Genomic DNA, 25,329 nt, shown 5'->3' on the forward strand with positions numbered 1-25,329 from the left:
ACGGCCTGTCCGTCCAGCTCGCCGAGGCGCTGGCCGAGTTCTGGCACGCCCGGGTCCGCTACGAGCTCGGCTTCGGCGACGAGGACCCGCAGGACGTCCGGGACATGTTCGCGCTCAAGTACCGCGGCGCGCGCTTCTCGCTCGGCTACGGCGCCTGCCCCGAACTGGAGGACCGGGCCAAGATCGCCGAGCTGCTCAAGCCCGAGCGGGTCGGCGTGATCCTCTCCGAGGAGTACCAACTGCACCCCGAGCAGTCGACCGACGCCATCGTGGTCCACCACCCCGAAGCCAAGTACTTCAACGCCAGGTAGACATGCGCAGACATCCACGGAGCCTGCCCGAGGTGCTGGGTTCGGGTGAGCGCAGCATCTCCTTCGAGTTCTTCCCGGCCAAGGACGAGGCCGGTGACCGGAGGCTGTGGACGGCCTTGCGGCGCGTGGAGCCGGTCGCGCCCGCCTTCGTCTCGGTGACCTACGGCGCCGGCGGCTCCTCCCGCGACCAGACCATCAGCACAACGGAACGCATCGTCGCGGGGACCACGCTCCGTCCGGTCGCGCACCTGACCGCGGTGGGGCATTCGGTCACCGACCTACGGGCGATCGTCCGCCGCTACGCGGATGCGGGGATTCGCGATGTGCTGGCGCTGCGGGGCGATCCGCCGGGCGACCCGCAGGGGGTGTGGCACCCGCATCCCCAGGGGGTCCGCTACGCCGCCGAACTGGTCGAGCTGATCAAGGGGTGGGGGGCGTTCACCGTCGGTGTCGCGGCCTTCCCCGAGGGGCATCCTCGTTCCCCCGACCGGGAGAGCGATCTGCGGCACTTCGTGGCCAAGTGCCGGGCAGGCGCCGACTACGCAGTGACACAGATGTTCTTCCGGGCCGAGGACTACCTGCGGCTGCGGGACCGGGTGGCGGCGGCGGGATGCACGACCCCGATCATTCCCGAGATCATGCCGGCGACGCACTTCGAGCAGATCCGCAAGTTCGCCCGACTGAGCAGTGCGACACTTCCCTCCGCCCTTGCGGAGCAACTGGAACGGGCGCGCGATGACGCCGCCGCCTCGCACCGCATCGGGGTGGAGCACGCGACCGGCCTGGCTGAGGTGCTGCTGCGTGAGGGCGCGCCCGGCCTGCACTTCATCACCTTGAACCGTCCAGCTGCTTCGTTGGACATCTACCGGGCTCTCGGGCTGGACCAACAGCCGGCCCGGACGGCGCCCCCCGAGGAACTGGGGGGCGTGCCGGTCTCCGCCCGGAGGGGCGAGCGCCTGGAGGAGTACGGGTAGCGCACCGAGCAGGCGCTGACCCGGCCCGACGGTCGGGCGCCGACCAAGACGCCCCTGTCCGGCGTGACGTCGGACGCCGGACAGGGGAGCTGGTCCGCGCGGCCTCACTCCGTGGTGGTCCGCCCCGAGGCTCGCAGGGCCAGTCCGGCCAGGAGTGCGTCGAGGCTGATCTCGAAGCTCTCGTCCGGTGTCAGGTGCTGGGCGCCGGCCTGGAGGAACCGTGAGAACGCCGGGTACCGTCCGCTGGTGACGATGCCGCCGAGGAACTCCTGCAGCACGTTGTGCACTTCGTGGTTGGTCCGGTCGCCGGCCCGCCTGCGCTGCATCTCGCGCTCCTCGGCTTCGCACATGGCGGCGCCCAGGACGTGGCCCGTGACGATGCCGGCGTAGGCGGCCGCCTCGGCGATGGGGAGTCCGGCGCCCTCGGCCACCGTCATGATGTGGTCCAGCCAGTCGAGCGCATGGGGCCCGAAGAGCGGTCGGCGGAAGGTGAGCGACGGGAACCACGGGTGGCGGGCGATCGCCGCGCGCAGTTCCAGGGCCGCGGTCCGCAGGTCGGCCTGCCACTGTCCGGGTTTCGGCTCGGGCAGGACCAGTTCGGCGAGGACGCCGTCGATGAGCAGGTCCTCCAGGTCCCCGAGGTATCGGACGTGGCTGGGGACGGATCGTCCCGCCGGCCCCAGTTCGCTCGTCAGACGGGCGACGGACACCGCGGGCAGCCCTTCTCCGTCAGCGATCCGCAGCAGCGCGGCGACCACGTCTGCCCTGCTCAGCGGCGGATCGAGAAGGTCGCCGTCGGGCTCGGCCTCGGACCATATCAGTGTCTCGTAGAAGGCTGGTTCTTCGGTGTCGGCCGCCATCTCCCACTCCCTATCGGTCGGGGTGCGCGTCAACGCCCGCATGACGCCCGGGCCGTCGCCGGGGGCGGTCGGGCGGACGGGCCGCGCGTCGTCTGTGCCCTTGGACGATGGCCCAGTCTGCTCGAGGCACTCTCAATGTGGGCTCTTGCTCGTGGTGCAGCGCAGGCCGACGGGCCCGCGGACGGGAGCATCGGCCGGCGGCGCTCCTGCGGTCGGCGCCCGGCCGGGGCCGGGCGCCGGCAACGCGCGCCTAGGAGTTGGCCTGTACGAACTTCCGGGTGCCGAGTGCGAGCGAGCCGACGACGAGGACGCCGGCGACGATGGCGCCTTCGAGGACGGACCGCGTGGCGTAGTGCCCGAGGAAGAGGTCGCGCATGCCGTCGACGATGTACCGGAACGGGCTGAAGTGCGAGAGCACGGACAGCCAGCCCGGGGCGAAGGTCATGGGCAGCAGGATCCCGGAGAGCAGCAGCAGGGGCAGGGCGACGGTGTTGACGACGGGGGCGAAGAGGTACTCGGTGGGCAGGCTCAGGGCCAGCAGGTAGGACATGGAGGCCAGGCTGATCGCGAGCGCGAGGACCATGACGAAGCTCCCCACGACGCCGACGAGGGGGGCCCGCAGTCCGAAGCCGACCGCCACCAGGGTGAGCATGACCGCCTGGATGAGCATGACGACCGCGTCCCGCATGACTCGCCCCAGCAGGAGGGCGAGGCGGCTGATGGGGGTGACACGCATGCGCTCGATCACGCCGGCGCGCATGTCGGGGATCAGGTTGAACCCGGCGTACCCGGCGCCGAACAGGCCGAGCTGGACGAGGAGGCCCGGCACGTACATCTGCCAGGCGTTGCTGCCGGAGGCGTCGGGGAGGGCCTTTTCCAGCATCGGGCCGAACAGGAGCAGGTACAGCACGGGCTGGACCATGCCGATCAGAATGCTGATCTTGCTCTTCATGGTCGTGTCGAGGTGCCGGCGGAAGAGCAGCACCGAATCGCTGATGATCTGCATGGGGTTCTCTCTCAGACATTCATGGGCTGCTGGCCCGGCAGGTTGATGGAGCGGTTCGTGATGGACAGGAAGACGTCGTCCAGGGTGGGGCGCTCGACCTGGATGGACAGGGGCTCGATGCCCGCCTCGTCGAGGGTGCGGAGGAACTGCAGGAGGACCCGGTCGTTGTGCTCGACCGTCAGCCGTAGGCCCTGTGCCTGGGCCTTGACCTCCTGGACTGCGGGGTGCTGGGCGAGGACGGCTTCGGCACGGTCCGCGTCGGTGGCGAGTTCGATGGTGACGATGTCGTATCCGAGCTGGGCCTTGAGGTTCTCCGGGCTGTCCTCGGCGACCACTCGGCCCTTGTCGATGATGAGGACGCGGTCGCAGAGGGCGTCCGCCTCATCGAGGTAGTGGGTGCTCAGGAACACGGTGGTCCCGTAGTTCTCGCGGACCTTGCGGACGTGCTCCCAGAGCAGGCTCCGGCTCTGGGGGTCCAGGGCTGCGCTCGGTTCGTCGAGGAAGAGGACATCGGGCCGGTGGGTGAGGCCGAGGGCGATGTCCAGCCGTCGGCGCTGCCCCCCGGAGAGCGTCACGGTCGGCCGATCGGCGAGGTCCTCGAGGTCGAACTCCTGGATGAGCTGGTCGGCTCGCCGGACGGCGTCGGCCTGGTTCATCTGGTAGAGCCGACCCTGGAGGACCAGCTCGCTGCGCCCCGAGGCCGCGGGCGACGTTCCGCCGGACTGGGCGACATACCCGATCTTGCGGCGCACGCCCTGGGCGTCGGTGCTGAGGTCGTGACCGGCTACTCGGGCGCTGCCCGAGGTGGGCTTCAGGAGTGTCGTCAGCATGCGCAGCGTGGTGGTCTTGCCGGCACCGTTCTGTCCGAGGAAGCCGACGATCTCTCCCTGGGCGACGTCGAAGCTGACGCCGGCGACCGCCTCGACGAGGCCGTTCTTGGTCTTGTAGGTCTTGGTCAGGTCTTGTACTTGCACCGAGTGCACATCGGCTCCTAAGGGGTTCGAGCTGCTGCATGAGCGCGTGTCTGATGCCGCCGTGCACTCGTGAGGGCAGGCGGTGTGGGCGGGTCGGGTGGTCGGATGCGCGAACGGCGCGGCGGGCCTGTGGCGTCCGGTCAGCTGTTCAGCTGTTGTACTGGCCGAAGACGCGGGTGCTCAGCCGCATCGACAGGGCGGCGAGGGCCATCACGACGAGGGCGCCGATGGCGACCGGCTGCGTGCTGAAGCGACCGTCGAACAGGTCCCGCATCGCGTCGACCGCGTAGCGCAGCGGGTTCGCGTCGCTGATCCCGCGCAGCCATCCAGGGGCGAAGGTCATCGGGAGCAGGATCCCGGAGAGCAGCATGAGGGGCAGGCAGATGCCGTTGAGCACCGGGGCGAAGAGGTATTCGAGGGGGAGCCTGAGTGCCAGCATGTAGGACAGGGAGGCCAGGCTGATGCCGAGGAGCAGCACGTAGCCGGCTGATGCGAGGACGCCGGGGAGCGAGGCCCGCAGCCCGAAGGCGAGGCCGAGGGCGAGGATGCAGAGGAGTTGGATCGTCAGGAGGACCAGGTCCCGCAGGACCCTGCCCAGCAGGAGGGCGAGCCGACTGGCGGGGGTCACCCGAAGCCGTTCGAGGTACCCGGAGCGCATGTCGGGGATGAGGTTGAAGCCGGCGTAGGCGGTGGTGAACAGGGCCAACTGCACGAGCAGCCCGGGGATGTACATGCGCCAGGCGTTGTCTCCCTGGGAAGGCAGGGCTTTGGTGAGCAGGGGCCCGAACAGGAAGAGGTACACGCAGGGCTGGACCAGCCCGATGGCGATCCCGACGCGGTTGCGCAGTGAAGCCGATACCTCGTCACGGAAGACGATCATCGCGTCCCGGATGGTGTGCATGACGGTCTCCCTCAGGCGTGGGCGTGTTCGGTGGCCTCGGTCCGGCCCCGGTGGGTGATTGCCATGAAAACGTCGTCGAGCGAGGGCTTGACGACGCGCACGCTCTCCACGCGGACCTCGGCCAGGTCGAGTTGGCGCAGGAGAACGCTGAGGTTCTGGTCGGCCTGGTCACAGGCCAGCGAGAGGCTGTTGCCGTCGGCGCTCACACTGTGCACTCCGTCGACGCGGGCGAGGGTCTCCACGGCCCGGTCGACGGCGTCGGCAACGTCGATCTGGACGGTGTCGTGGGCGATCGCCGCTTTCAGCTGCTCCGGGGTGTCCTCGGCGACGACGCGCCCCCGGTCGATGATGAGGACGCGGTCGCAGAGGTTGTCTGCCTCGTCCAGGTAGTGCGTACTGATGAAGACGGTCGTGCCGTGCTCCTCCCTCAGCCGCCGGATGTGTGACCACACCAGGGCCCGGCTCTGCGGGTCGAGGTTGGCGGTGGGTTCGTCGAGGAAGAGCACCGGCGGTCGGTGGACCAGGCCGAGCGCCATGTCCACCCGGCGGCGCTGACCGCCCGAGAGGGTTGCCGCGGTTCGCTCGGCGAGGTCCTCGATCTCGAATTCCGCCAGCACGGCGTCGGCCCGGGCGTGGGCCTCGCTCTTGGACATGCCGTGGAGCCGGCCCTGGAGAACGATGTCGTTCCGAATGATCGCCGCGGGTTTGGCTCCCCCGGTCTGCGATACGTAGCCGATCGTCCTGCGGACTTCTCCGCTGGCGCGCAGCAGGTCGTGTCCCGCGATGACGGCGCTGCCCCCGCTCGGTTTGAGCAGCGTCGTCAGCATGCGCATGGTGGTCGTCTTGCCGGCCCCGTTGGGGCCGAGGAAACCGACGATCTCCCCGGCCCCGACTTCGAAGTCGACGCCCGCGACGGCTGTCACGTTCCCCTTCTTGGAGGAGAACGTCTTGGTCAGCCCTCTGACCTGAATCATCGTGATAACTCCTCCTCGTTGACGTCCTGGTACCGCTGGTCGGCGCTGGACGCGGTGGCTGCTGCATTCACGACGAGCCGCCCGCGGACGCCAGCGCGGACCTGGTCGGCTCCGGCCTGTCGGGCCAGGTGAGGGTGCCTTCGCCCATCTCGCGGACGATCCGGAGGCACCAGTCCCGCTCGGCGGTGGCCATCGCTGCCGCGTAATCGGCTTCGATGATGAACAGCCTGGGAACGTGTTGGCGCTCGGCTTCGGCCAGGGTCGCCTGGATCCCACGGATCTCGGTGTCGAGCACGGAGACGCGCTCCTGGAGTGCCTGTACGGCCCGCTCCTGCCCGAGGGCCCCGAGATAGCTGACGGCGGCGAGGAAGCTCGGGTACTCCTTGACCGGTGTGCGGACGAGTTCGTCCAGCCACTGGGCGAACTCGAGTTGTCCGAGTTCGGTGAGGGAGTAGACGGTCCTCTCGGGACGCCGCCCTTCGCGCTCCGTGGTGTCGGCCGCGATCCAGCCCACTCGCTGCAGTGCCTCGACCACGTCGTAGAGCGAGCCGGTTCGCACCTTGAAACTGCCGTCCAGTTTGCGCTCGCGCAGTGTCGCGCCCATCTCGTAGGGGTGCATGGGCTGCTCGGTCAAAAGCCCGAGCACGGCGAGACCGAGCAGATTCGAGACCGGCCTTCTCTTTGCCATCGTGCCCTCCGCGTCTTGGTTGGTCGGATCCGAATAATCTATCCAACAGGACTGCCGACGGAGATGAGGCTGCTGATCGAGCGCAGGTAGTCGGCGGTCGGCCCCGAACCGGATTCCCGCAGGTCGCCGGGGGTTCCGGCGTGCAGGATCCGGCCGCCCTTGTCACCGGCCCCCGGGCCCAGGTCCACGATCCAGTCGGCGGCGCCCGCCACGTGCAGGTCGTGCTCCGCCAGGATCACCGTGCTGCCGCGGGCGACCAGGCTGTCGAGGGCCTCCACGAGGACCTGCACGTCCGCGGGGTGCAGTCCGGTGAACGGCTCGTCGAGGACGGCCAGGCCGGGCCGCTTGCCCGTGCGGCTCAACGCGGCCGCGAGCTTGAGCCGCTGGGCCTCGCCTCCGGACAGGACCGTCGCGCTCTGCCCCAGCCGCAGGTACCCCAGCCCCACGCGGACCAGATCCCGCAGGATCGCCTGCAGGGCGGGCAGGTCGAAGAAGTCGACCGCTTCGTCGACGGTCAGGTCGAGGACTTCGTCGATCGCCCGGGAACGCCACGTGACGCCGAGGACCTGGGGCTCGAAGCGGCGGCCTTCGCAGGCCTCGCAGGTCACCCACACGTCGGGCAGGAAGTGCATGTCCACCTGGCGCACCCCGTGGCCGGCGCAGACCTCGCAGCGGCCGCCTGCCGAGTTGAACGAGAAGTCGGAGGCGGTCAGTCCACGGCGGCGTGCGGCGTCGGTACCCGCGTAGAGCCCTCGGATCAGGTTGAACGCCTTGGTGTAGGTGGCCGGGTTCGACCGGGGGGTTCGCCCGATGGGCTCCTGGTCCACGATGCTGACCCAGTCCAGGTCGGCGTCCCAGGACACGGCACCGACCCCCGAGGGACGCTTCCCGTCCAGCCGGGCCTGGACCGCCTGGGCGAACCCGTCGATCAGCAGTGTGCTCTTGCCGCTGCCGCTGACGCCGGTCAGGCAGGTGAGCGCTCCCTGGGGAACGCTCACGCGCTCCGCGCGCACCGTCTTCACGGAGACGTCCGTGAGCACGAGGCGCCGGTCCGCGCGCAGCGCCCGCGGCGTGCGGTGCACACGGTGGCCGTGGTCGGCGAGGTAGCGTCCGGTCAGGGAGCGGGCGACGCCGGCGACGACCTGCGGCGAGCCTTCCGCGACGAGCTGTCCCCCGTTGCGGCCGGCGCGGGGACCGATGTCGATCACCCAGTCCGCGCACTTGATCAGCTCGGGGTCGTGCTCGATCATCAGGATCGTGTTCTCTGCCGCGCGCAGTTCCTCGAGGAGGAGCCGCAGTTGCTGCTTGTCGGCCGGGTGGAGGCCGGCCGAGGGTTCGTCGAGGACGAAGGCGACGCCGGACAGGGCAGTGCACAGTTGGGCGGCCACCCTCGCGCGCTGCAGTTCGCCACCGGACAGCGTCGGAGCGCTGCGGGAGAGTCCGATGTGGCCCAGGCCGAGCCGCTGCATCAGGCGGAGCCGTGCGAGCAGTCCGGGCAGCACGGCTTGGGCGGCCTCGCGCTGGGTGGGACCGAGTTCTCCCGAGAGGCGCTCGGCCCACAGGACGGCCTCGCTGATGGGGCTGGCCAGGACCTCGCCGAGACGGCTCCCCCCGAGTGTGACGGTGCGGGCGATCAGCCCCAGGCCGGTGCCCTGGCACTCCGCGCAGACCTGGCTGCGGATGTAGGGGCTGTACCGCTCCTTCGCGGCCGGGGTGGGGGCGGCCGCGTGCAGGCGCTCGACCTCGGCGATGACCCCCGGCCACTGACGGTGGTTGCGGACATTGATGGTCGTTCCGCTCTTCTTCATCGTGGTGTCGTAGACGACGTTCACCATGGCGGCGCCGGTGCCGTGCAGGACGGCCCTCTGGAAACCGGCAGGCTGATCGGCCCACGGCCCGTTGAGGTCGGCCCCGTGCAGCCGCGCCAGCTCGGCGAGCAGCGCCCTGTCCGGTTCGCGGGCGTCGGCGAACCAGGCCGAGGCGCCGTCGAGCAGGGGCAGTTCCGGTCGGGCGATGAGCAGGGCCGGTTCGGCTGCGGCGTGCTGGCCGCTGCCGGAGCAGACCGAGCAGCAGCCATCGGGGTTGCGGGGGCTGAACTGCGAGGGCTTCAGGACCCGGCTGATGCTGCCGTCCCAGTCGGGCCCCAGCGGGGGCAGGCTGGCGAAGAGCAGGCCCAGGTAGTCATCGGCGGCGGTGATGGTGGCGACGGTGGATCCGGGGCTGCGGTTGGGCGAGCGCTGGTCGACGGCGAGGGTCGGGGGCAGCCCGTCGACCCGGTCGACCTGTGGGCGGTCGCGGGGGGTCATGAACTGGCGGACGAAGGGGCTCATGCCCTCGAGGTAGCGCAGCTGGGCCTCGGCGTGGATGGTGTCCATCAGCAGGGAGGTCTTCCCGCTGCCGCTCACGCCCGTGAACGCGACGATCTTGCCCTTCGGCACGGCCACCGACACGTTCTGAAGGTTGTGCGTGCGTGCTCCGACCACGTCGATCGTGCCCTGGGTCACTGCTGTTCTCCCCACGCATAGTCGGTTCCGACTAATCAGTCGCTCCCGACTATACGGATCCGACTGTCACTCCTCAAGTCGTGTCGGATCCCCGAACCACCGCGCCAGGGCGCTGCGGAACCGCGCCGGGTCGCTCCCCGGACCCGCGGCCCACGCGAGATAGCCATCGGGGCGAACGACGAGGATCGCGGCCTCGGGCCGTTCCGGCACCCGCCCCTCGACCAGATCGACCCTGTCCCGCCAGCTCCGGGCGGTCTCCAACAGCTCAGGACGGTCTCCGGAAACCACGACGAGCGGGCGGGCGGAGCGGAGCAACTCGGCGAGCGGGGTCCCGACCCCACGGCCGGTCACGACGGTGAGCTGGCCGGCGAACGACCCCGCCAGCGGGTGGGCGGCTTCAGCCGGCCCGGTCGGCAGGCCCGCGCACCGGACCGAGACGCCGCTGATCATCCCCGCGAAGAAGGCGTTCGCTTCGCCCAAGGCCAGGAGCTCGTTCATGATCGTCCGCAACGGGGTGGTGTGCTGCTCGTCCGGGCGCATCAGTGCGAGCTGTGCCCGCGTGTTGAGCAGGACGCGTTCGCCGGCGGCGTGCCGTTCCTCGTGATAGGTGTCGAGCAGCTCCTCCGATCCCCAACCGCGCACCCGCGCGGCGAGCTTCCAACCGAGGTTGATGGCGTCCTGCAGACCCGTGTTGAGGCCCTGCCCGCCGATCGGGAAGTGCACGTGGGCCGCGTCACCGGCGAGGAAGACGCGTCCGGTGCGGTAACGCTCGGCCTGACGCGTGGCGTCGCCGAACCGGGACAGCCACTGCACCGGGGTCGTGAGGGCGAGCCGCTCGCCGCGCACGCGCTCCACCGCCTCGCTGAGTTCGTCGAGGGTGACGGGCGGGCTCCCGGCAGGGGGCGTGCGCCCGTACTCGATCGCCACCACCCGTCCCATGCCGCCTTCGGGCGGGAAAGCGAGCACGAGCACACCGTCGGCGGTGCGCTGCCACTGACGCGGTACGTTCCGCTCGGGCGTGGTCACGTAGCCTATGAGGGCGCTCACGGTCGCCTCGGTGCCGGGGAACGCGACGCCGGCGAGGCGCCGCACAGTGCTGCGCCCACCGTCGCAGCCGACGAGGTAACGGGCACGGACGCGGTAGCTCCCCTCCGCGGTGGAGACCGTGACCTCGACACCGTCCTCGTCCTGGCTGAGATCCACCACCTCGTGGCCACGCCGGACCTGTGCCCCCAGCGCACTGGCGTGTTCGGCCAGGAGCTCCTCGGTCCGCGACTGCGGCACCATGGCGCTGTAGGGGTGACGGGTGTCCAGCGCCGAGAAGTCGAGGCCGTGCTCGAACATGCCGGCGAACGGCAGTCCCTTGGCCAGTTGGGTGTCCTCGAGGAAGCCCCCGAGCAGGCCGCGGAGGTCGAGGCTCTCGACCGTGCGGATGTGGAGCGCTCCGGCCCGGTCGTGTCCGGCCGGCTGCTGTAGCCGTTCGAGCACCAGCGTCTGCACGCCCCCGGCGCGCAGCTCCGAGGCGAGCATGAGACCCACGGGCCCCCCGCCAACGACGACGACGTCTGTCTCCACCGGCTTGTCCGCTGTGGTCACTTGAGTGCTGCCTTCCTTGCGCTGAGGTCTTGGAGGACGGAGGCCACCTCGGCGGGGCTGGGCCTGCTCGCCATCTGGGCGCGCAGCGCCTCGGCCCTCAGGGCCCACTGCGGCGAGGCGAGCATGTCGACTACGGCCCGTTCGACGGCGGGGCCGTCGGCCTGGCGAGCCGTCAGGTGGGTTCCGGCGCCCGTGGCGGCGAGGCGCTCGCCGTTCAGGGACCGCTCGAAGGTGTCGCTCACCACCAGCTGGGGGATGCCGCGGGAGACCGCGTCGAGCATGGTGTTCGCCCCTCCGTGATGCAGGATCGCGGAGCAGGCGGGGAGCACCGCGTGGAGCGGAGCCCCGGTGACGGGGCGCACGGCTTCGGGAAGCTGCGGAAGTCGCTCCAGGTCCGCCGGGGGGACGACGAGCAGGATCTCCTTGCCGATGCCGGCCAGGCGCTCCAGCATGCGGACGAACGGGTGGCCGTTGGGCATGGCGTCGCCGAAGGTCCCCCACGTCACGCAGATCCGGTCGGCGGGCGAGACGCCTATGAGCCAGGGCGGTACCGGACCCGGCCGGTCCACGGGCACGTACCGCACGGGGATCGCCGTGCCGGCCCCGAGGTGCTGCAGGTCCTGCGGGCAGGGATCGATGACGAACCGGTCGTGGAAGTCCGCGGGCGCCGCGCCGCGGGCGTGGAACTCGTCCGCCAGGGACTCGTGGACCCGGTGGCGGAGCCACTGCCCGGGGGTGGTGGCCAGCAGGTCGGGACCCCACAGGTGGCGGAACGTCACGACGGGGCGGGCGGCCGCGACAACTTCGGCGGCGAAGGCGACGGGCTCGTAGACCACCGCGTCGGGCTGCCAGTTGTCGACGACGGCGAACAGGCCGTCCATCATGTCCCGCGCGCTGCGGGCGAACAGGTTGACGAGGTGGTCCTTTCCACCATGGCCGTGCTGCTCACTGGTCTCGGACACGCTGCGCCGGTGGCTCTCGGCGAAGTCCCCGTCGCCGCCGACGAGGGTGACCGTCAGGCCCGTCGCGAGCGCGCCGGGCGCGGAGTCCGCCGAACAGGCGACGCGGACGTCGTGGCCCGCCGCCCGTAGCGCCCAGGCGAGCGGGACCATGGGGATCAGGTGGGAGGCCGAGACCGAGCAGACGAACAGGACCCGCATGACTCTCCCCCGCGTTTCTGCGCCGGACGCCGACCTTGGGTCCGGCAACGTGGTCGCCGGAGCAGGTCCGACGCTACGGGCGGGTGCTCGAGGGAGGACCGAGTCACGCTCGTCCGTCATGTCGAGCCCGGTTCGAGTCCGGTCCGATCCGCGGTGGGGAGCCTTCTCCCATCCGGCGAAGCGCCTGGCGCCCCGCACCCGACGCACCACGCAAGGGATGTCTCATGCGCGTCCTGCTGTGCAGCACCCCCATGCTCGGGCACTTCAACCCGATGGTTCCGCTCGCCTGGGCGCTGCGCGCCGCCGGCCACGAGGTGCTGGCCGCGGCCACCGAGGACTTCGCCGGTCAGGTCTGCGAACGCGGGCTGCCGGTGGCGTCGCTCCCCGCTGTGGACTTCAAAGCCGTGATGGGCCGCGACCGGCAGGGACGCCCGGTGCCGTACCACGGCGATGCCGAGGAGCGGGTGCTGCGCAGCGGACGTGGCTGGGGCAGGCTGGGCGCGCACCTGTTGGACGGGATGAGTCGCATCGTCTCCGGCTGGAAGCCGGATCTCGTCGTCGTCGACCCGGTCGAGTACGCGGGGCGTCTGGCTGCGGCCCGACGGGGCATTCCGGTGGTCGAGCACGCTTGGGGCGTCTGGCCGGATCCGCTGTTCGCGGTGGGAGCGCAGGAGGAGTTGGCACCGGAGCTGGAACGGCTCGGACTGGGGAGCCTGCCGGTTCCCGACGAGCGCCTGGATTTCTGTTCGCCGAGCCTTCAGCGGAAGGGGGTGCCCGCGACAGCGATGCGGTACGTGTCGGTCGCCGGCCCTGCGATGCTGCCCAAGTGGCTGGACGAACCGCGGCATCGGCCGTTGGTGTGCCTGACGTTCGGGAGCATCCTGCCGAAGGTGAACCCGGAGGGGATGCTCGACCTCACCTCGCGCTTGGCGGAGATCGTGCCGACGCTCGGTGTCGACGTGGCGATCGCGACGGACCGGGCCACCGCGGCACAGCTGTCGCCCGTACCCCCGGGCGTGGTGGCGGCCGGCTGGCTGCCGATGGACCTGGTCGTGCCGGCGTGCGCGGCGGTGCTGCACTACGGCGGCGCCGGGGTCACGATGATGTCCACGGCGGCAGCGGTTCCGCAGCTGGTCGTCGAGCTGCCGGTCGCCGACGCCCCTGAGCACGCGAGGCGGGTGGCTGCCGCAGGCCTGGGGATCTGCATCGAGCCTTCGGCCCTGAACGCCGACACGGTGACGGAGGCTCTCGGCGATCTGCTCGGAGACGATTCGTGGCGGGCGCGGGCGGCGAAGGTCGCCGCCGAACAGGAGGGGCGCCCTCTGCCGATCGTGGTGGCCGAGGAGTTGGCCGCCCGCTGGGGCTGACGGCGGGCGGCCGGCTCCGGGTCAGTCCCGCGGTCGGCTGGCCGACGCGGCGAGCTGTTCGAGTTCCGCGACGACCTGGGCGGGAGCGGGCTGGGACAGCATCTCGGCACGGAGCCGGGCGGCCGCGTGGGCGATCCCGCTGTCGTCGACGAGTCGCGCGACCGCCCGGCGGATGGCTTCCGCGGTCGCTTCCTCGCTCCGCAGGTGGATCCCGGCGCCGCTCTTCTCCAGGGCCGCTGAGATGTTGTCCTGGTCGGCCATGTGCGTGATCGCGAGCTGCGGCAGGCCGTAGCGGATCGCGTTGTAGACCGTTCCCGAACCGCCCTGGTGGACGATCGCGTCGCAGGTGTCGAGCAGCAGGTGCAGGGGCGGGGCGTCGAGCGCCACCACGTTGGGCGGGAGTTCGCCGAGGCCGTCACGGTCCGCGGGGTCGATCGCCACCACGAAGTCCGCGTCGATCCCGTCGACGGCTCGGATGATCTGCGGGAGGAGGAACGCCTTGTCGCCGATGATCCGGGTGATGGACCGACCCCACGTGAGGCAGATGCGGGGGCGCCCCTCGGCGCGTGGCGGGAGCCCGGAGGGGACGCTGCCGGGACCGTTGTAGGGGACGTACTGCATCGAGATCCGGGTCGGCGAACCCGGCGGTTGCAGGCTCGGCGGGCACGGGTCGACGGTTCGGGTCGCGGGGTCACCGGTGACCTTCAGGCCGTAGCGCTCGTAGGGCTCGTAGAAGCCGGGCAGGGCCGACAGGAGCTTCTCGCCCTCGACCGACCCGAGGAAGTCCCATCCCCACAGGTGCCGGATGCCCGGGATGCCCAGGACACGGGCGGCGACCAGGCCCGCGGGGCTCATGGTGTCGGCAACGATGAGGTCGGGCAGCCAGGCGCTGGCGAACTCCACGACGCTGTCCAGGTTCGAGAGCGTCGCCTCGCGCCAGGAGTCGAAGACCTCGTTGCCTTCGCCCCCCGCGGCCTGGGCCGGCTTCTCGCGCGCCTGCAGTTCCCGGGACAGGGTCCGCCGACGGATCCCGACCAGGTCCACGTCGCCGTCGATGGCCACCATGGGCAGGCCCGACCGGGTCACGAGGTCGCTCATGGAGGCTTGCGCCGCGATCAGGACCTCGTGGCCGGCTGCGCGAAAGGCGCCGGCCAGGGGCTGCATCACGAAGTAGTGGGTGGGCCAGGGGGAAGTGACTACCAGAACTCGCACGATCTCCGTCTCCTTGGGTCTTAGTGGTGCACGAGGGGGACCGCGGAGGGAAGCAGCTGCCCACCGCGGGCGACGGACTCGAGCTCCGCCACGGTCGCCGCAGGCGTGGGCTGCGCGAGGATGCCCTGCGCGAGTTCCCTGGCGGCGGATCGGTAGCCGGGAAAACCCATCAGCTCGGCGATCTCACCGCGCAGGAGGCGGACGCCGTCTTCTCCTGCGGGCACTTCGTGGGTCAGGAAGTGCTGGGCGGCTCCGGCAGCGGCCAGACGCGCACCGTTGACGGAGGGCTCCGGCCGGGCGGTGATCGCCAGCTGGGGAACTCCGGCGAGGGCGGCGGTCAGGCTGGTGCCGGCACCGCCGTGGTGGACGACCAGGTCGCAGGTGCCCATGAAGAGGTGCAGGGGGAGGTTCGTCGCGAGGCGGACGCGATCGTCGGCGAGCACGGGCTTGAGGCCCTCGACGGCCCTGTCGGTGACGGCGACCACGACCTCGTCGGCCATGCTGGTCGCCGCTCGGATGCACTGGGACACCAGGTCGAGCACGGAGTCTCCGCGCAGGGCGGTGCTGGTCGCTCCCCAGGTGACGCAGATCCGGGTGCCGCGTCGCGGCTCGAGCGGCCACAGCGGCATCACTCCGGGACCGTTGTAGGGGACGTAGCGCACCTGTCGGCAGGTCGGGCCGATCTCGTACCTCGTCCCGGGGGCGCAGGGGTCGAGCCAGGCGGTCGGTTCGGCGCGCAGTGGAGCCCCGACGCGTTCGTACAGTGCGGCGTATTCGGGGATGGGCTCGGATCCGAAGCGACGCATCTCGATCCTCTGGGGGCCGGGTGTGCCCCACAGATGGCTGACGCTGGGGATGCCGAGCGCGGAGGCGACCACGGGTCCGGCGAGGGTGACGGCATCGTGGACGACGAGGTCCGGGCGCCACGCGCGCGCGTACTCCAGCAGGTCGTCCAGCATGGCGTCCGCCATGACGGCCTGCATCCGTCCGAGGTTCTCGATCATCGCGAACTGGTCGTCGTTGAGCAGCTCGGGGTGGATCGGCCAGTCCTGGGGCCAGCGCTCCTGGCGGTGCCAGGCGGCGCGGCTGCGGTCGTTGGACAGCGCGGCCAGGTTCACGTCGCGTCCGACCGGGACGAAGGGCAGACCCGAGGCGGCCGCGATGGGTTGCAGGGCCGGTGTGCTGGCCACTCGTACTTCGTGGCCCGCGGCCAGGCATGCCTGCTCGATCGGGACCATCGGGAAGTGGTGCGAGTGCCAGGGGAAAGTGGTGAACAGTACCCGCATCAGCCCTACGTCCTTCCGATCGGCTGCGGCTTCATTCGCTGTGCACGATGAGGTCGGCGCCCAGGACCTGGTCGATGCGGGCCATCAGGTCCGCATCGAGCCGGCATCCCGACGCCTGGGCGTTGTGGCGCAGCTGCTCGGGGCCCGATGCCCCGATCACCGCGCCGGCGACGCTCGCGTGCTGCAGCACCCAGGCGATGGCCAGCTGCGCCATGCTCAGTCCCGCTTCCCCGGCCAGTGGTGCCAGCTCCTGGACCCGGGTGAGCGCGTCGTCGGCATCGAGCCAACGCCGCATCAGCGGACCGCGGCCGCCCTTGAGGGCCGTGCCTCGCGATCCGGCCGGCCGGTCGGCCCCGGGGAGGTACTTGCCGGTCAGCACGCCCTGTTCGAGGGTGAAGTAGCTGATCTGGCCGATGCCGAGGTCGTCGCAGGTCTTGAAGACCTCGGCCTCCGGAACACGCCACAGCATCGAGTAGCGGGGCATGTGGCTCACCAGCGGCACGTGGAGTTCCCGAGCGAGCGCGGCGGCCTCGACGATGGACTCCACCGGCCATTCGGACATCCCCACGTAGAGGACCTTCCCGGCGCGCACCAGCTCGGAGAAGGTCCACATGACCTCCTCGAGCGGTGTGTCCGGGTCGTACCGGTGGGCGGTGTAGACGTCGATGTGGTCCACGCGCAGCCGGCGCAGCGACCCGTCCACCGACTCCATTACGTGCTTGCGGGACAGGCCGCGTCCGTTGGGGCCGCCGGCGGTGGGCATGCCGACCTTGGTGCACAGGACGAGCTCTTCCCTGGGCTCTCCGGCCAGGGCGCGCCCGAGGAGGCTCTCCGAGCGGAACATGCCGTAGATGTCGGCGGTGTCGAAGGTCGTCACGCCCGCGTCCCGAGCGCCCCGGATGCATGCCAGGACCGTCTCGTCGGGGGTGTCGTCCTGGGGATACAGAAGGTTCCCGTAGACGATCTCGCTCACGGACAGGCCGCTGCGTCCAAGCTTTCGAAACTCCACGCGGTCACCGTGTGCCGCATCGGTCGAAGTCCGCTCGAAGGCTCATCCAGCATCCGGGACGACGCCACCTTAGAGCGCGGTTCGAGCCTGCCTCTACCGTCCGATTCGAAGCTCGGGACCGGCAGGACACCTCAGTTCGACGCGACGGAGATCCCATTGTCCCAGGCATTCGTGAGCCCTCACCGTACTGCCGGGGTCACTGGCATCGCGGACCGTGCCCGCTTCGCCGCCTCCGCGCGGGAGACGGACGGGTCCTTGTCGATGGACGAGTTCTGGCAGTGGCTCGCCCAGCGCCGCGAGGCGGTCCGCATGGACGTGGAGCTGATTCCCCTCGCGGACCTGAAACGGTGGGGATTCGAACCCGGCACCGGGAACCTGGTGCACGAGACCGGGCGCTTCTTCTCGGTCGAGGGAGTGCGCGCAAGGCTCGGGGGCGACGGGGCCGCCACCTGGGACCAGCCGATCATGAACCAGCCGGAGATCGGATTTCTCGGGATCCTCGTGAAGGAGATCGACGGAGTTCTGCACTGTCTGATGCAGGCGAAGGCCGAACCGGGCAACGCCCAGGGCTTCCAGCTCTCCCCCACCGTCCAGGCGACTCGCAGCAACTACACCGGGGTGCACCGCGGCGGCGCCGTGCGGTACCTGGAGTACTTCACCGGCCCCCGGCAGGGCCGGGTCCTCGTGGACGTGCTGCTGTCCGAGCACGGGTCGTGGTTCTTCCGCAAGCGGAACCGCAACATGGTCGTCGAGGTGACCGAGGACGTCCCGGAGCACGAGGACTACTGCTGGCTGACCATCGGCCAGGTGCGGCACCTGCTCCAGGCGGAGGACCTGGTGAACATGGACACCCGCACGGTGCTGGCCTGCATCCCCCTCGACGCGGCGAGCGAGGCGGCCCCGTCCGGTGGCGCGAGCCCCTTCCGGGCGGCCCTGCTGGCCTCGCTCCGCGGCGACGCGCCGGCCGCGCACGACCTGCCGGAGCTGCTGCGCTGGTTCACCGACGTCAAGGCGCGGGCGGACCTGGTGAGCGAGCGGATCCCCCTGGGCGCGATCGAAGGGTGGGTCACCACCCGCGATGAGATCCGGCACGAGTCCGGCAACGACTTCAGCATCGTCGCGGTGTCGGTGAGCGCGCGGAGCCGCGAAGTCACCCAGTGGACTCAGCCGCTTCTGCGGACCCGGGCCGAGGGCACCATCGCCTTCCTGGCCAGGCGGATCGAAGGCGTGGTCCACGTCCTCGTCCACGCCGGCGTGGAACCGGGGTTCGCCGACGCGATCGAGCTGGGTCCCACCGTCCAGTTCATCCCCGACAGCGACGGCTCCCCCCTGACGGCCGGGTACCAGCCCTACCTGAAGGAGATCCTCTCCGCGTCGCCGGACCAGGTCCGGTACGGCGTCACCCAGTCCGAGGAGGGCGGGCGGTTCTACCAGGTGCTGAGCCGCTACATGGTGGTGGAAGTCGACCACGAGGTCCCTCCGCACGAGGATTTCCGGTGGATGACCGTCGGGCAGCTCGTGGCGCTGCTGCAGCACAGCCACTACGTCAACGTCCAGGCGCGCAGCCTGATCGCCTGCCTGCAGTCGATCTGGTGAGGGCGTCGGTGGGAACAGGGGCCGCGCGACCCATCCGCCTCGGGGTCCTCGGGTGCGCGGAGATCGCCGGACGCCGCACGCTTCCGGCACTGGCGAGGGTGGGGGACTTCACGCTCCGGGCCGTGGCCAGCCGGACGGCGCGGAAGGCGGAGGCCTTCGCACAGAAGTTCGCCTGCCAGCCGGTCACCGGCTACGAGGAGCTCTTGACCCGCGACGATCTCGACGCGGTGTACATCCCGCTGCCCGCGGCGCTGCACGCCCCGTGGGCCCGCGCGAGCCTCGAGGCGGGGCTGCACGTCCTGGTGGAGAAGCCGGCGTGCTCCACCGCCGCGGAAGCCGCCGCGCTGGTGGCCCTGGCGCGTGAACGCGGCTTGGTCCTGATGGAGAACTTCGGCTTCGTGCGTCACTCGCAACAGGCGCACGTACGCACCCTCCTGGCCGAGGGGGCGATCGGCGAACTGCGCGGCATGTCCGCCGAGTTCGCCTTCCCGCCGCTCCCCGCCGACGACATCCGCTACCTCCCGGAGCTGGGCGGAGGCGCCCTCTTCGACGCCGGTGTCTATCCGATCCGCGCTGCCCGCCTGCTGCTCGGCGACGCCCTGGACGTGGCCGGAGCCGTCCTGCGCACGGACGGCGAGCACGGCGTCGACGTCGCCGGCGCCGCGCTGCTCACGACACCGGAGGGCGTCACCGCCCAGCTCGCGTTCGGGTTCGTCCACTCCTACCGCTGCGGCTACACCCTGTGGGGGTCCGAGGGGACGATCACCCTCGACCGGGCCTACAGCGCGCCGGACGACCTCCAACCGGTGATGCGGCTGACCCGGGGCGGGCAGAGCACCATTCACCACCTGGCTCCGGACCGGCAGTTCGACGCGATGCTCGGGGCGTTCGCTGCGGCCATCCACTCCGGCGACACCGTGTCCTGCACCGATGACCTCCTGCATCAGGCACAGCTCGTGGAGCGGGTCGCCACGTCCGCCCTGCGCACCGCCTTGCAGCCGCCCACCTCAACAGCAACGAGAAAGGCCATCACATGACTTCGACAGGCAACGCGACACAGGTCACGACCTGCCGAGTGTGCGGCGGGCAGGACTGGCAGCCGGTCGTCTCCTTCGGGGACCTTCCGCTGGCTGACAGCTTCCTCGAGCCGTCCGACTCGTACGACGCCGAACCGCGCTATCCCCTCGGTGTCATCTGCTGCAGGTCGTGCCGCTTGATGAGTCTGACCCACGTGGTCGATCCGGAGGTGCTCTACCGGACCTACCCGTACACCACGTCGGACTCCGAGATGATGACGAAGCACATGCAGCGCGTCGTCGAGATCTGCGGGGACCGGTTCGGTGTGACGGCCGGCAGCTTCGTCGTCGAGATCGGCAGCAACACGGGTTCGCAGCTGAAGGCGTTCCAGAAGGCCGGCATCCGCACGCTCGGCATCGACCCTGCGCTCAACATCGTGGAGGTGGCACGCCGTCGGGGCGTCGAGACGCTTCCCGACTTCTTCTCGGTCGAGACCGCCGCCTCGGTCAAGGAGAAGTACGGGGCGCCCCGGCTGATCCTGGGCCGGCACGTGTTCGCTCACATCGACGACATCTCAGGCGTGGTCGAGGGCGTCCGGAGCATGCTGGACCCCGACGGCCTGTTCGCCATCGAGGTGCCGTACGTGGTGGACATGCTGCAGCGCAACGAGTTCGACACGATCTACCACGAGCACCTGTCGTACTTCGGCGTGGGCACCCTGGCGACCCTCTTCGAGCGCCACGGTCTGAAGATCGTCGACGTGGAGCGGCTCCCGGTGCACGGCGGGTCGATCCTGGTGTTCGCTGGCCTGGCCGACGGCACCTGGGCAACCCGTCCGATCGTGGAGGAGCTCATCGCGGGCGAGCGCGCGTTCGGCCTGGACAAGGACGGAACCTACGAGCAGTTCGCCCTGAACTTCGCGTCGATCAAGGAGGAGTTGGTGTCGCTCATCCGGGGTCTGCGTGCCGACGGCAAGCGGATCGTCGGGTACGGCGCGCCGGCCAAGGGCAACACGCTGCTGAACGCCTGCGGGCTCGGCCTGGACGACCTCGAGTTCTGCTCGGACACCACCGAGTTCAAGCAGGGCAAGGTGCTGCCGGGCACGCACATTCCGGTGAGGGCACCGAGCGAGGTGGCGGTCGACGAGGTCGACTACTACCTCCTGCTCGCGTGGAACTACAGCGAGGAGATCCTGAAGAAGGAGCAGGCCTTCCTCGCGAAGGGCGGGCGCTTCATCCTGCCGAACCCGACCCCCTCCGTCGTCCCGTCCCAGGCGTGAACGACCGCGCAGCCGACCAGGGCCGCCGGACCGTGGTGATCACGGGCGGCGGCTCTGGGATCGGCAGGGCCACTGCGAGGCTGTTCGCCGATGAGGGGGCGCAGGTCCTGATCGTCGGCAGGACGGGGGACGCCCTGGAGGAGACCGCGCACGGGCGCCCCCGCATCCGGACTTTCGTGGCTGACGTGTCGACCGCCGACGCGCCGCAGGCAATCGTTCAGGCGGCCGTCAGGGAGTTCGGCGGCATCGACGTCCTGGTCAACAACGCCGGCATCACCAGGCCGGCGGTGCTCGGGGAGATCGATCGGGACCTCGCCGTCCAACAGCTCGGGACGAACCTGCTGGGTCCGGTCTTCCTGACCCAGGCCGCGCTCGCCCACCTGGGCCCCGGCTCGGTCGTCGTCAACGTCACCTCCAACCCCGCGGAGCGCGGGTGGCCGGCCAATTCGCTGTACGGAAGCACGAAGGTGGCCCTGGACTTCCTCACCCGGACATGGGCACGAGAGGTCGCCGCACGGGGCATCCGGGTCGTGTCCGTCGCGCCGGGAGTGACCGAGACGAACGCCCTGGCCAAGTCCGGCCTGTCGGAGGAGACGCTGTCCGCCAAGCGCGACTACCAGCGCATCCCATTGGGGCGCGCAGCGCAGCCGGAGGAGATCGCCTGGTGGATCCACACGGTCTGCGGCCCCGGGGCCGGATACCTGACCGGATCGGTCGTGCGTGTCGACGGCGGGGTGAGTGTCTGCTGACTCGGCGCCCTGTGCGGGTGTCAGGCCGGCAGGGAGCGGGTCCCGCGCGCCGGAAGCGCCGGGACCCGCTCCCTGCCGGCCTGACACCGATCAGCGCGGGACGAGCACCTGGTCGTGGTCCAGCGCGGGGTCGGCGGAGAGGATCGACTGGTGGAGCATCTGGACCTCACGCGACGGCTCCAGCCCCAACTCGTTGACCAGGGTGGTGCGCAGGCGCTGGAACGCGCTCAGGGCGTCCGGCCTGCGACTGGCCCGGTACAGAGCCAGCATCAGCTGGCGGTGGAAGGGCTCGTGCATGGGGTGTTGCGAGGTGAGGCCGGTCAGCTCGCTGATGAGGGTCGCGTGGGCTCCGGTGGCGAGTTCGGCGTCGAGGCACGTCTCGTAGGCGGTCAGACGGGACTCGTGCAGGCGGACGACCTCGCTGTCCAGGCGCCTGCCGGTCTTGACGTCGGCCAGGGCCGGCCCGCTCCACGTCCCGAGGGCCGTCCGCAGGCTGTGGGCCGCCTCGTGGAGCCGGCCGGCGGCGTACTGCCGCAGGCCCAGCGTCCGGGCCTGCTCGTAGCGGTTGAGGTCGAGGCAGTCCGGGGGGACGTGGAGCACGTAGCCGTTGAGAGTGGTGGCGAGGATCTCTTTGGGATCGACGCCCGGGACGGCTTCGGCGATCATGCGGCGCAGTTGAAAGACGTAGGTCTGCAGGGTCGTCATCGCGCTGGCCGGCGGCTTGTCGTCCCAGAGCTCCTCGATGAACGTCGGGACCGAGACCAGGTGGTTCGCGTTGAGCAGGAGCAGCGCGAGCACCTGCTTCGTCTTCCGCGCGCTCGGCATGACCGTGCGGCCGTCGGCCGTGAGAGATACCGGCCCAAGAACCCGCGCTTCCATCTCGCTTTCCGCCTTCCCCGATGGGCAGTAGTTCGGTGGCAAAATAAGAAGTTGGACCCTTTTGGGCAACTTCTAAAGCAATGGCACGGGCCCCGCCCCTTCGACTTGATCCGATTCTCCGGCCGACTTCAAGCAAGATACCTCACTTTCGGGGCCCGTGCCATGACAAGCCGTGGGCGATCTCATCCTTCACCCGGATCGCACACTGCAGGCACCCGCTCAACGCACACTTCGCTTCTCAAATATTCGGACCACTCCGCGGAGCGAGTCACAGCCTCTCATTGGTTCGCCACCCCCCCGCTGAATGAGGGTCATTTTCGGCCAGTTGGTCCGACCCGCTGCACACCTATGCGAAACCTCGGATTCGTCCATCACTCGAGTGGTGTTCGAGCGGCCGATCCGACTCTGAAACAGCGGCACGGATGCCGGCTGAGACGGGAGGCATGGTGGTGCGGAGCACCGTTATAACCGGTATCGGGGTCATCGCCCCAGGAGGCCGCGGAACAGCAGAGTTCTGGAAGCTGATCAGCGAAGGCCGTACCGCGACGCGCGGCATAACGTTCTTCGATCCGTCCCCGTTCCGATCACGCATCGCCGCCGAATGCGACTTCGATCCGAAGATCGAGGGGCTCACCCCGCAAGAAGTCCGCCGGATGGACCGGGCAGCTCAGTTCGCTGTCGTAGCGGCATCGGAGGCGGTCGCGGACAGCGGGATTTCGATCAGCGATTCCCTGGCCGAACGCACCGGTGTCGTCATCGGCAGCGCGGTGGGTTGCACCATGGGTCTAGAGGAGGAGTACGTCGTCGTCAGCGGCGGCGGCGGGGAAATCGACTTCGCATACGCGGCCCCGCATCTCTTCGGGTATCTCGTCCCGAGCTCCCTCGCTGTGGAGGTCGCCTGGAGGGTGGGCGCCGAAGGCCCTGCCTCTGTCGTTTCCACCGGCTGCACGTCGGGTATCGACGCCGTTTCCCGCGCAGTCGAACTCATCAATGAGGGATCCGCCGACGTCATGGTGGCCGGCGCCACGGACGCGCCCATTTCGCCGATCACGGTCGCGTGCTTCGACGCCATCCGCGCGACGACCCCGCGCAACGACGACCCCGCTCACGCCTCACGTCCGTTCGACGCGAGCCGCAACGGCTTCGTCCTGGGCGAGGGCGCTGCCGTCTTCGTTCTCGAGGAGCGCTCGCGCGCCGAGGCCCGCGGCGCCCACATCTACGCCGAGATCACCGGCACGGCCACCCGCGCCAACGCGTTCCACATGACCGGCCTGCGCCCCGACGGCAGGGAACTCGGCGAGGCGATCACCACCGCGCTCGGCATGGCCCGCAAGAACCCCGAGGACGTCAGTTACGTCAACGCCCACGGATCTGGCACCAAGCAGAACGACCGGCACGAGACCGCGGCCTTCAAACGCAGCCTGGGTGACCACGCCTACCGGGTGCCGGTCAGCTCGATCAAGTCCATGATCGGTCACTCGCTGGGGGCCGTCGGCTCGCTGGAGATCGCGGCCTGCGCCCTGGCCATCGAGCACGGGGTGATCCCACCCACCGCGAACCTGCACGAAGCGGACCCGGAGTGCGACCTGGACTACGTACCGCTGACTGCCCGGGAGGCCCGCCTCGACACGGTGCTGACGGTCGGCAGCGGCTTCGGCGGGTTCCAGAGCGCGATGATCCTCAGCCGACCCGAGGCCAGGAGCACCCGATGAGCACGAGGCCGACCGCCGTGGTGACCGGACTGGGCATCGCAGCGCCCAACGGGCTGGGCACCGAGGACTACTGGGCCTCGGTCCTGGAGGGGCGCAGCGGCATCGGGCGCATCACCCGGTTCGTCCCCGACGCCTATCCATCCGTGCTGGCAGGGGAGCTGCCCGACTTCGACGGGGCCGCGCACCTGCCCGACCGCCTGCTGCCGCAGACCGACCGGGTGACCCAGATCGCGCTGACCATCACGGAGTGGGCGCTGGGGGACGCGGCGCTGGATCCCACCGGCCTGCCCGAGTACGAGATGGGCGTCGTCACCGCCAGCGGTTCGGGCGGTTTCGAGTTCGGCCAGCGCGAGCTGGAGAACCTCTGGAGCAAGGGGCCCGGCCATGTGAGTGCGTACCAGTCATTCGCCTGGTTCTACGCGGTGAACACCGGTCAGATCTCCATCCGGCACGGCATGCGCGGCCCCAGCGGCGTCCTGGTCACCGAGCAGGCCGGAGGCCTTGACGCACTGGCGCAGGCGCGCCGCAACCTGCGGTCCGGGGCCAAGTACATGATCGCTGGCGGTGTCGACGCGTCGCTGTGCCCGTGGGGTTGGGCGGCCGTCGCCTCCGGAGGCCGACTGTCACGCAGTCAGGACCCCGTGCGGGCCTACCGGCCGTTCGCGCCCGACGCCGACGGGGCCGTGGCCGGCGAGGGCGGAGCGCTCCTGGTCGTGGAGGACATCGAGAGCGCGACGTCGCGCCACGCGCCGAAGGTGTACGGCGAGATCGCCGGGTACGCGGCCACCTTCGACCCGAAGCGCGGATCGGGGCGCGCCTCCGGACTGCGCCGTGCCATCGACCTCGCCCTCGCCGACGCGCACCTGGCCCCCAGGGACATCGACGTGGTCTTCGCCGACGGCGCCGGACTTCCCGCGCCGGACCTGGACGAGGCCGAGGCGATCGCAGCCGTGTTCGGCCCGCACAGCGTCCCGGTCACCGTTCCCAAGACGATGACCGGCCGCCTGAACGCCGGCGGCGGGGCACTGGACGTCGCCACCGCCCTGCTCGCGCTGCGCGACGGGGTCATCCCGCCGACCACCAACGTCCCCGCTCCCCCGGTGCGCCTGGGCGTCGACCTCGTCATCGGCGGGCCACGCCGCCGACCGCTGGCTGCCGCGCTCGTCCTGGCCCGCGGTGAGGGCGGCTTCAACGCGGCTCTCGTCGTGCGCGCGCCCCGTTGAGACGGGCGCCCACCGCCGTGGGCTGCGTCCCTTCCCCCTTTGAGCTGAAGAG

General features: G+C 70.4%; 22 protein-coding genes. 9 read left to right on the top strand and 13 right to left on the bottom strand.

The window, feature by feature from the left end:
• Together QSK52_RS33560 and metF are read left to right on the top strand one after the other, a co-directional pair.
• On the top strand, positions 1 to 311 hold a 311-nt coding region (locus QSK52_RS33560), incomplete at its 5' end, for a vitamin B12 dependent-methionine synthase activation domain-containing protein (RefSeq protein ID WP_285737751.1).
• A gap of 2 nt (positions 312 to 313) precedes the next feature.
• Positions 314 to 1,285 carry a methylenetetrahydrofolate reductase [NAD(P)H] gene (metF, locus tag QSK52_RS33565; protein WP_285740021.1) on the top strand — a complete coding sequence of 324 codons (972 nt, stop codon included), beginning with the start codon at positions 314 to 316 and terminating at the stop codon, positions 1,283 to 1,285.
• 104 nt (positions 1,286 to 1,389) lie between these two features.
• Here the strand turns inward: metF and QSK52_RS33570 are convergent, their stop codons facing one another.
• From QSK52_RS33570 to QSK52_RS33610, 9 genes are all read right to left on the bottom strand, one after another.
• Entirely contained in the window at positions 1,390 to 2,145 is a 756-nt protein-coding gene (locus QSK52_RS33570) for a TetR/AcrR family transcriptional regulator C-terminal domain-containing protein (RefSeq protein ID WP_285740022.1), read from the bottom strand.
• Between the two features lie 250 nt (positions 2,146 to 2,395).
• Positions 2,396 to 3,151, bottom strand: a complete 756-nt coding sequence (locus QSK52_RS33575; RefSeq protein WP_285740023.1) for an ABC transporter permease — start codon at positions 3,149 to 3,151, stop codon at positions 2,396 to 2,398.
• An 11-nt stretch (positions 3,152 to 3,162) separates the two neighbouring features.
• The gene (locus tag QSK52_RS33580; RefSeq protein ID WP_352230342.1) at positions 3,163 to 4,125 is read right to left on the bottom strand and encodes an ATP-binding cassette domain-containing protein; all 963 of its coding nucleotides are present in this window, start codon (positions 4,123 to 4,125) and stop codon (positions 3,163 to 3,165) included.
• Positions 4,126 to 4,273: 148 nt separating this feature from the next.
• On the bottom strand, positions 4,274 to 5,026 hold the full coding sequence (locus QSK52_RS33585) for an ABC transporter permease (protein ID WP_285740025.1): 753 nt from the start codon (positions 5,024 to 5,026) through the stop codon (positions 4,274 to 4,276).
• Between the two features lie 11 nt (positions 5,027 to 5,037).
• Positions 5,038 to 6,000 carry an ABC transporter ATP-binding protein gene (locus QSK52_RS33590; protein ID WP_285740026.1) on the bottom strand — a complete coding sequence of 321 codons (963 nt, stop codon included), beginning with the start codon at positions 5,998 to 6,000 and terminating at the stop codon, positions 5,038 to 5,040.
• Positions 6,001 to 6,067: 67 nt separating this feature from the next.
• Positions 6,068 to 6,688 carry a PadR family transcriptional regulator gene (locus QSK52_RS33595; RefSeq protein ID WP_285740027.1) on the bottom strand — a complete coding sequence of 207 codons (621 nt, stop codon included), beginning with the start codon at positions 6,686 to 6,688 and terminating at the stop codon, positions 6,068 to 6,070.
• A 38-nt stretch (positions 6,689 to 6,726) separates the two neighbouring features.
• Positions 6,727 to 9,192: an excinuclease ABC subunit UvrA gene (locus tag QSK52_RS33600; protein WP_285740028.1), complete on the bottom strand. Its 2,466-nt coding sequence runs from the start codon at positions 9,190 to 9,192 to the stop codon at positions 6,727 to 6,729.
• 66 nt (positions 9,193 to 9,258) lie between these two features.
• On the bottom strand, positions 9,259 to 10,788 hold the full coding sequence (locus QSK52_RS33605; protein WP_285740029.1) for an FAD-dependent monooxygenase: 1,530 nt from the start codon (positions 10,786 to 10,788) through the stop codon (positions 9,259 to 9,261).
• The gene (locus QSK52_RS33610; RefSeq protein WP_285740030.1) at positions 10,785 to 11,948 is read right to left on the bottom strand and encodes a nucleotide disphospho-sugar-binding domain-containing protein; all 1,164 of its coding nucleotides are present in this window, start codon (positions 11,946 to 11,948) and stop codon (positions 10,785 to 10,787) included. The genes QSK52_RS33605 and QSK52_RS33610 overlap by 4 nt, the downstream gene beginning before the upstream one ends.
• Positions 11,949 to 12,172: 224 nt before the next feature.
• Between QSK52_RS33610 and QSK52_RS33615 the strand changes: the two genes are divergently transcribed.
• A complete protein-coding gene (locus tag QSK52_RS33615) occupies positions 12,173 to 13,315 on the top strand; it encodes a glycosyltransferase (RefSeq protein WP_285740031.1) in 1,143 nt (380 codons plus the stop codon).
• 21 nt (positions 13,316 to 13,336) lie between these two features.
• Here QSK52_RS33615 and QSK52_RS33620 read toward each other — a convergent pair whose 3' ends face one another.
• Genes QSK52_RS33620 through QSK52_RS33630 form a run of 3 tightly spaced genes read right to left on the bottom strand, consistent with a single transcriptional unit; the run spans position 13,337 to position 16,786 of the window.
• Positions 13,337 to 14,527: a nucleotide disphospho-sugar-binding domain-containing protein gene (locus tag QSK52_RS33620; protein ID WP_285740032.1), complete on the bottom strand. Its 1,191-nt coding sequence runs from the start codon at positions 14,525 to 14,527 to the stop codon at positions 13,337 to 13,339.
• Positions 14,528 to 14,547: 20 nt separating this feature from the next.
• On the bottom strand, positions 14,548 to 15,813 hold the full coding sequence (locus QSK52_RS33625; RefSeq protein WP_285740033.1) for a nucleotide disphospho-sugar-binding domain-containing protein: 1,266 nt from the start codon (positions 15,811 to 15,813) through the stop codon (positions 14,548 to 14,550).
• A gap of 31 nt (positions 15,814 to 15,844) precedes the next feature.
• The gene (locus tag QSK52_RS33630; RefSeq protein ID WP_352230343.1) at positions 15,845 to 16,786 is read right to left on the bottom strand and encodes an aldo/keto reductase; all 942 of its coding nucleotides are present in this window, start codon (positions 16,784 to 16,786) and stop codon (positions 15,845 to 15,847) included.
• A 297-nt stretch (positions 16,787 to 17,083) separates the two neighbouring features.
• Here QSK52_RS33630 and QSK52_RS33635 point away from each other — a divergent pair, with 297 nt between their 5' ends.
• From QSK52_RS33635 to QSK52_RS33650, 4 genes are read left to right on the top strand one after another with little or no spacing between them, the layout of a single operon-like run.
• Positions 17,084 to 18,418 (top strand): NDP-hexose 2,3-dehydratase family protein, encoded by a 1,335-nt coding sequence (locus tag QSK52_RS33635; RefSeq protein WP_285740100.1) that lies wholly within the window; start codon positions 17,084 to 17,086, stop codon positions 18,416 to 18,418.
• Between the two features lie 8 nt (positions 18,419 to 18,426).
• Complete coding sequence (locus QSK52_RS33640; RefSeq protein WP_285740101.1) at positions 18,427 to 19,455, top strand: Gfo/Idh/MocA family protein; 1,029 nt, start codon at positions 18,427 to 18,429, stop codon at positions 19,453 to 19,455.
• Positions 19,452 to 20,714: a class I SAM-dependent methyltransferase gene (locus QSK52_RS33645; protein WP_285740035.1), complete on the top strand. Its 1,263-nt coding sequence runs from the start codon at positions 19,452 to 19,454 to the stop codon at positions 20,712 to 20,714. The genes QSK52_RS33640 and QSK52_RS33645 overlap by 4 nt, the downstream gene beginning before the upstream one ends.
• Positions 20,711 to 21,463 carry an SDR family NAD(P)-dependent oxidoreductase gene (locus QSK52_RS33650; RefSeq protein ID WP_388036817.1) on the top strand — a complete coding sequence of 251 codons (753 nt, stop codon included), beginning with the start codon at positions 20,711 to 20,713 and terminating at the stop codon, positions 21,461 to 21,463. Before QSK52_RS33645 ends, QSK52_RS33650 begins: the two co-directional genes overlap by 4 nt.
• Before the next feature lie 90 nt (positions 21,464 to 21,553).
• Here QSK52_RS33650 and QSK52_RS33655 read toward each other — a convergent pair whose 3' ends face one another.
• Entirely contained in the window at positions 21,554 to 22,288 is a 735-nt protein-coding gene (locus QSK52_RS33655) for an AfsR/SARP family transcriptional regulator (protein WP_285740036.1), read from the bottom strand.
• Between the two features lie 497 nt (positions 22,289 to 22,785).
• Between QSK52_RS33655 and QSK52_RS33660 the strand changes: the two genes are divergently transcribed.
• Both QSK52_RS33660 and QSK52_RS33665 read left to right on the top strand, forming a co-directional pair.
• Positions 22,786 to 24,054 (top strand): beta-ketoacyl-[acyl-carrier-protein] synthase family protein, encoded by a 1,269-nt coding sequence (locus QSK52_RS33660; protein ID WP_388036822.1) that lies wholly within the window; start codon positions 22,786 to 22,788, stop codon positions 24,052 to 24,054.
• Positions 24,051 to 25,277 (top strand): ketosynthase chain-length factor, encoded by a 1,227-nt coding sequence (locus QSK52_RS33665; RefSeq protein WP_285740038.1) that lies wholly within the window; start codon positions 24,051 to 24,053, stop codon positions 25,275 to 25,277. The genes QSK52_RS33660 and QSK52_RS33665 overlap by 4 nt, the downstream gene beginning before the upstream one ends.
• The last annotated feature ends 52 nt before the right edge of the window (positions 25,278 to 25,329 follow it).

The sequence above is a fragment of the Kitasatospora phosalacinea genome, assembly GCF_030268885.1.
GTDB lineage: Bacteria > Actinomycetota > Actinomycetes > Streptomycetales > Streptomycetaceae > Kitasatospora > Kitasatospora phosalacinea_C.

Bases quoted from the DNA above. Each gene is read 5' to 3' on its own strand.
- metF (WP_285740021.1), top strand. From the start codon at position 314: ATGCGCAGACATCCACGGAGCCTGCCCGAGGTGCTGGGTTCGGGTGAG.
- QSK52_RS33570 (WP_285740022.1), bottom strand. From the start codon at position 2,145: ATGGCGGCCGACACCGAAGAACCAGCCTTCTACGAGACACTGATATGG.
- QSK52_RS33575 (WP_285740023.1), bottom strand. From the start codon at position 3,151: ATGCAGATCATCAGCGATTCGGTGCTGCTCTTCCGCCGGCACCTCGAC.
- QSK52_RS33585 (WP_285740025.1), bottom strand. From the start codon at position 5,026: ATGCACACCATCCGGGACGCGATGATCGTCTTCCGTGACGAGGTATCG.
- QSK52_RS33590 (WP_285740026.1), bottom strand. From the start codon at position 6,000: ATGATTCAGGTCAGAGGGCTGACCAAGACGTTCTCCTCCAAGAAGGGG.
- QSK52_RS33595 (WP_285740027.1), bottom strand. From the start codon at position 6,688: ATGGCAAAGAGAAGGCCGGTCTCGAATCTGCTCGGTCTCGCCGTGCTC.
- QSK52_RS33610 (WP_285740030.1), bottom strand. From the start codon at position 11,948: ATGCGGGTCCTGTTCGTCTGCTCGGTCTCGGCCTCCCACCTGATCCCC.
- QSK52_RS33615 (WP_285740031.1), top strand. From the start codon at position 12,173: ATGCGCGTCCTGCTGTGCAGCACCCCCATGCTCGGGCACTTCAACCCG.
- QSK52_RS33625 (WP_285740033.1), bottom strand. From the start codon at position 15,813: ATGCGGGTACTGTTCACCACTTTCCCCTGGCACTCGCACCACTTCCCG.
- QSK52_RS33635 (WP_285740100.1), top strand. From the start codon at position 17,084: ATGGACGAGTTCTGGCAGTGGCTCGCCCAGCGCCGCGAGGCGGTCCGC.
- QSK52_RS33645 (WP_285740035.1), top strand. From the start codon at position 19,452: ATGACTTCGACAGGCAACGCGACACAGGTCACGACCTGCCGAGTGTGC.
- QSK52_RS33655 (WP_285740036.1), bottom strand. From the start codon at position 22,288: ATGCCGAGCGCGCGGAAGACGAAGCAGGTGCTCGCGCTGCTCCTGCTC.
- QSK52_RS33660 (WP_388036822.1), top strand. From the start codon at position 22,786: ATGGTGGTGCGGAGCACCGTTATAACCGGTATCGGGGTCATCGCCCCA.
- QSK52_RS33665 (WP_285740038.1), top strand. From the start codon at position 24,051: ATGAGCACGAGGCCGACCGCCGTGGTGACCGGACTGGGCATCGCAGCG.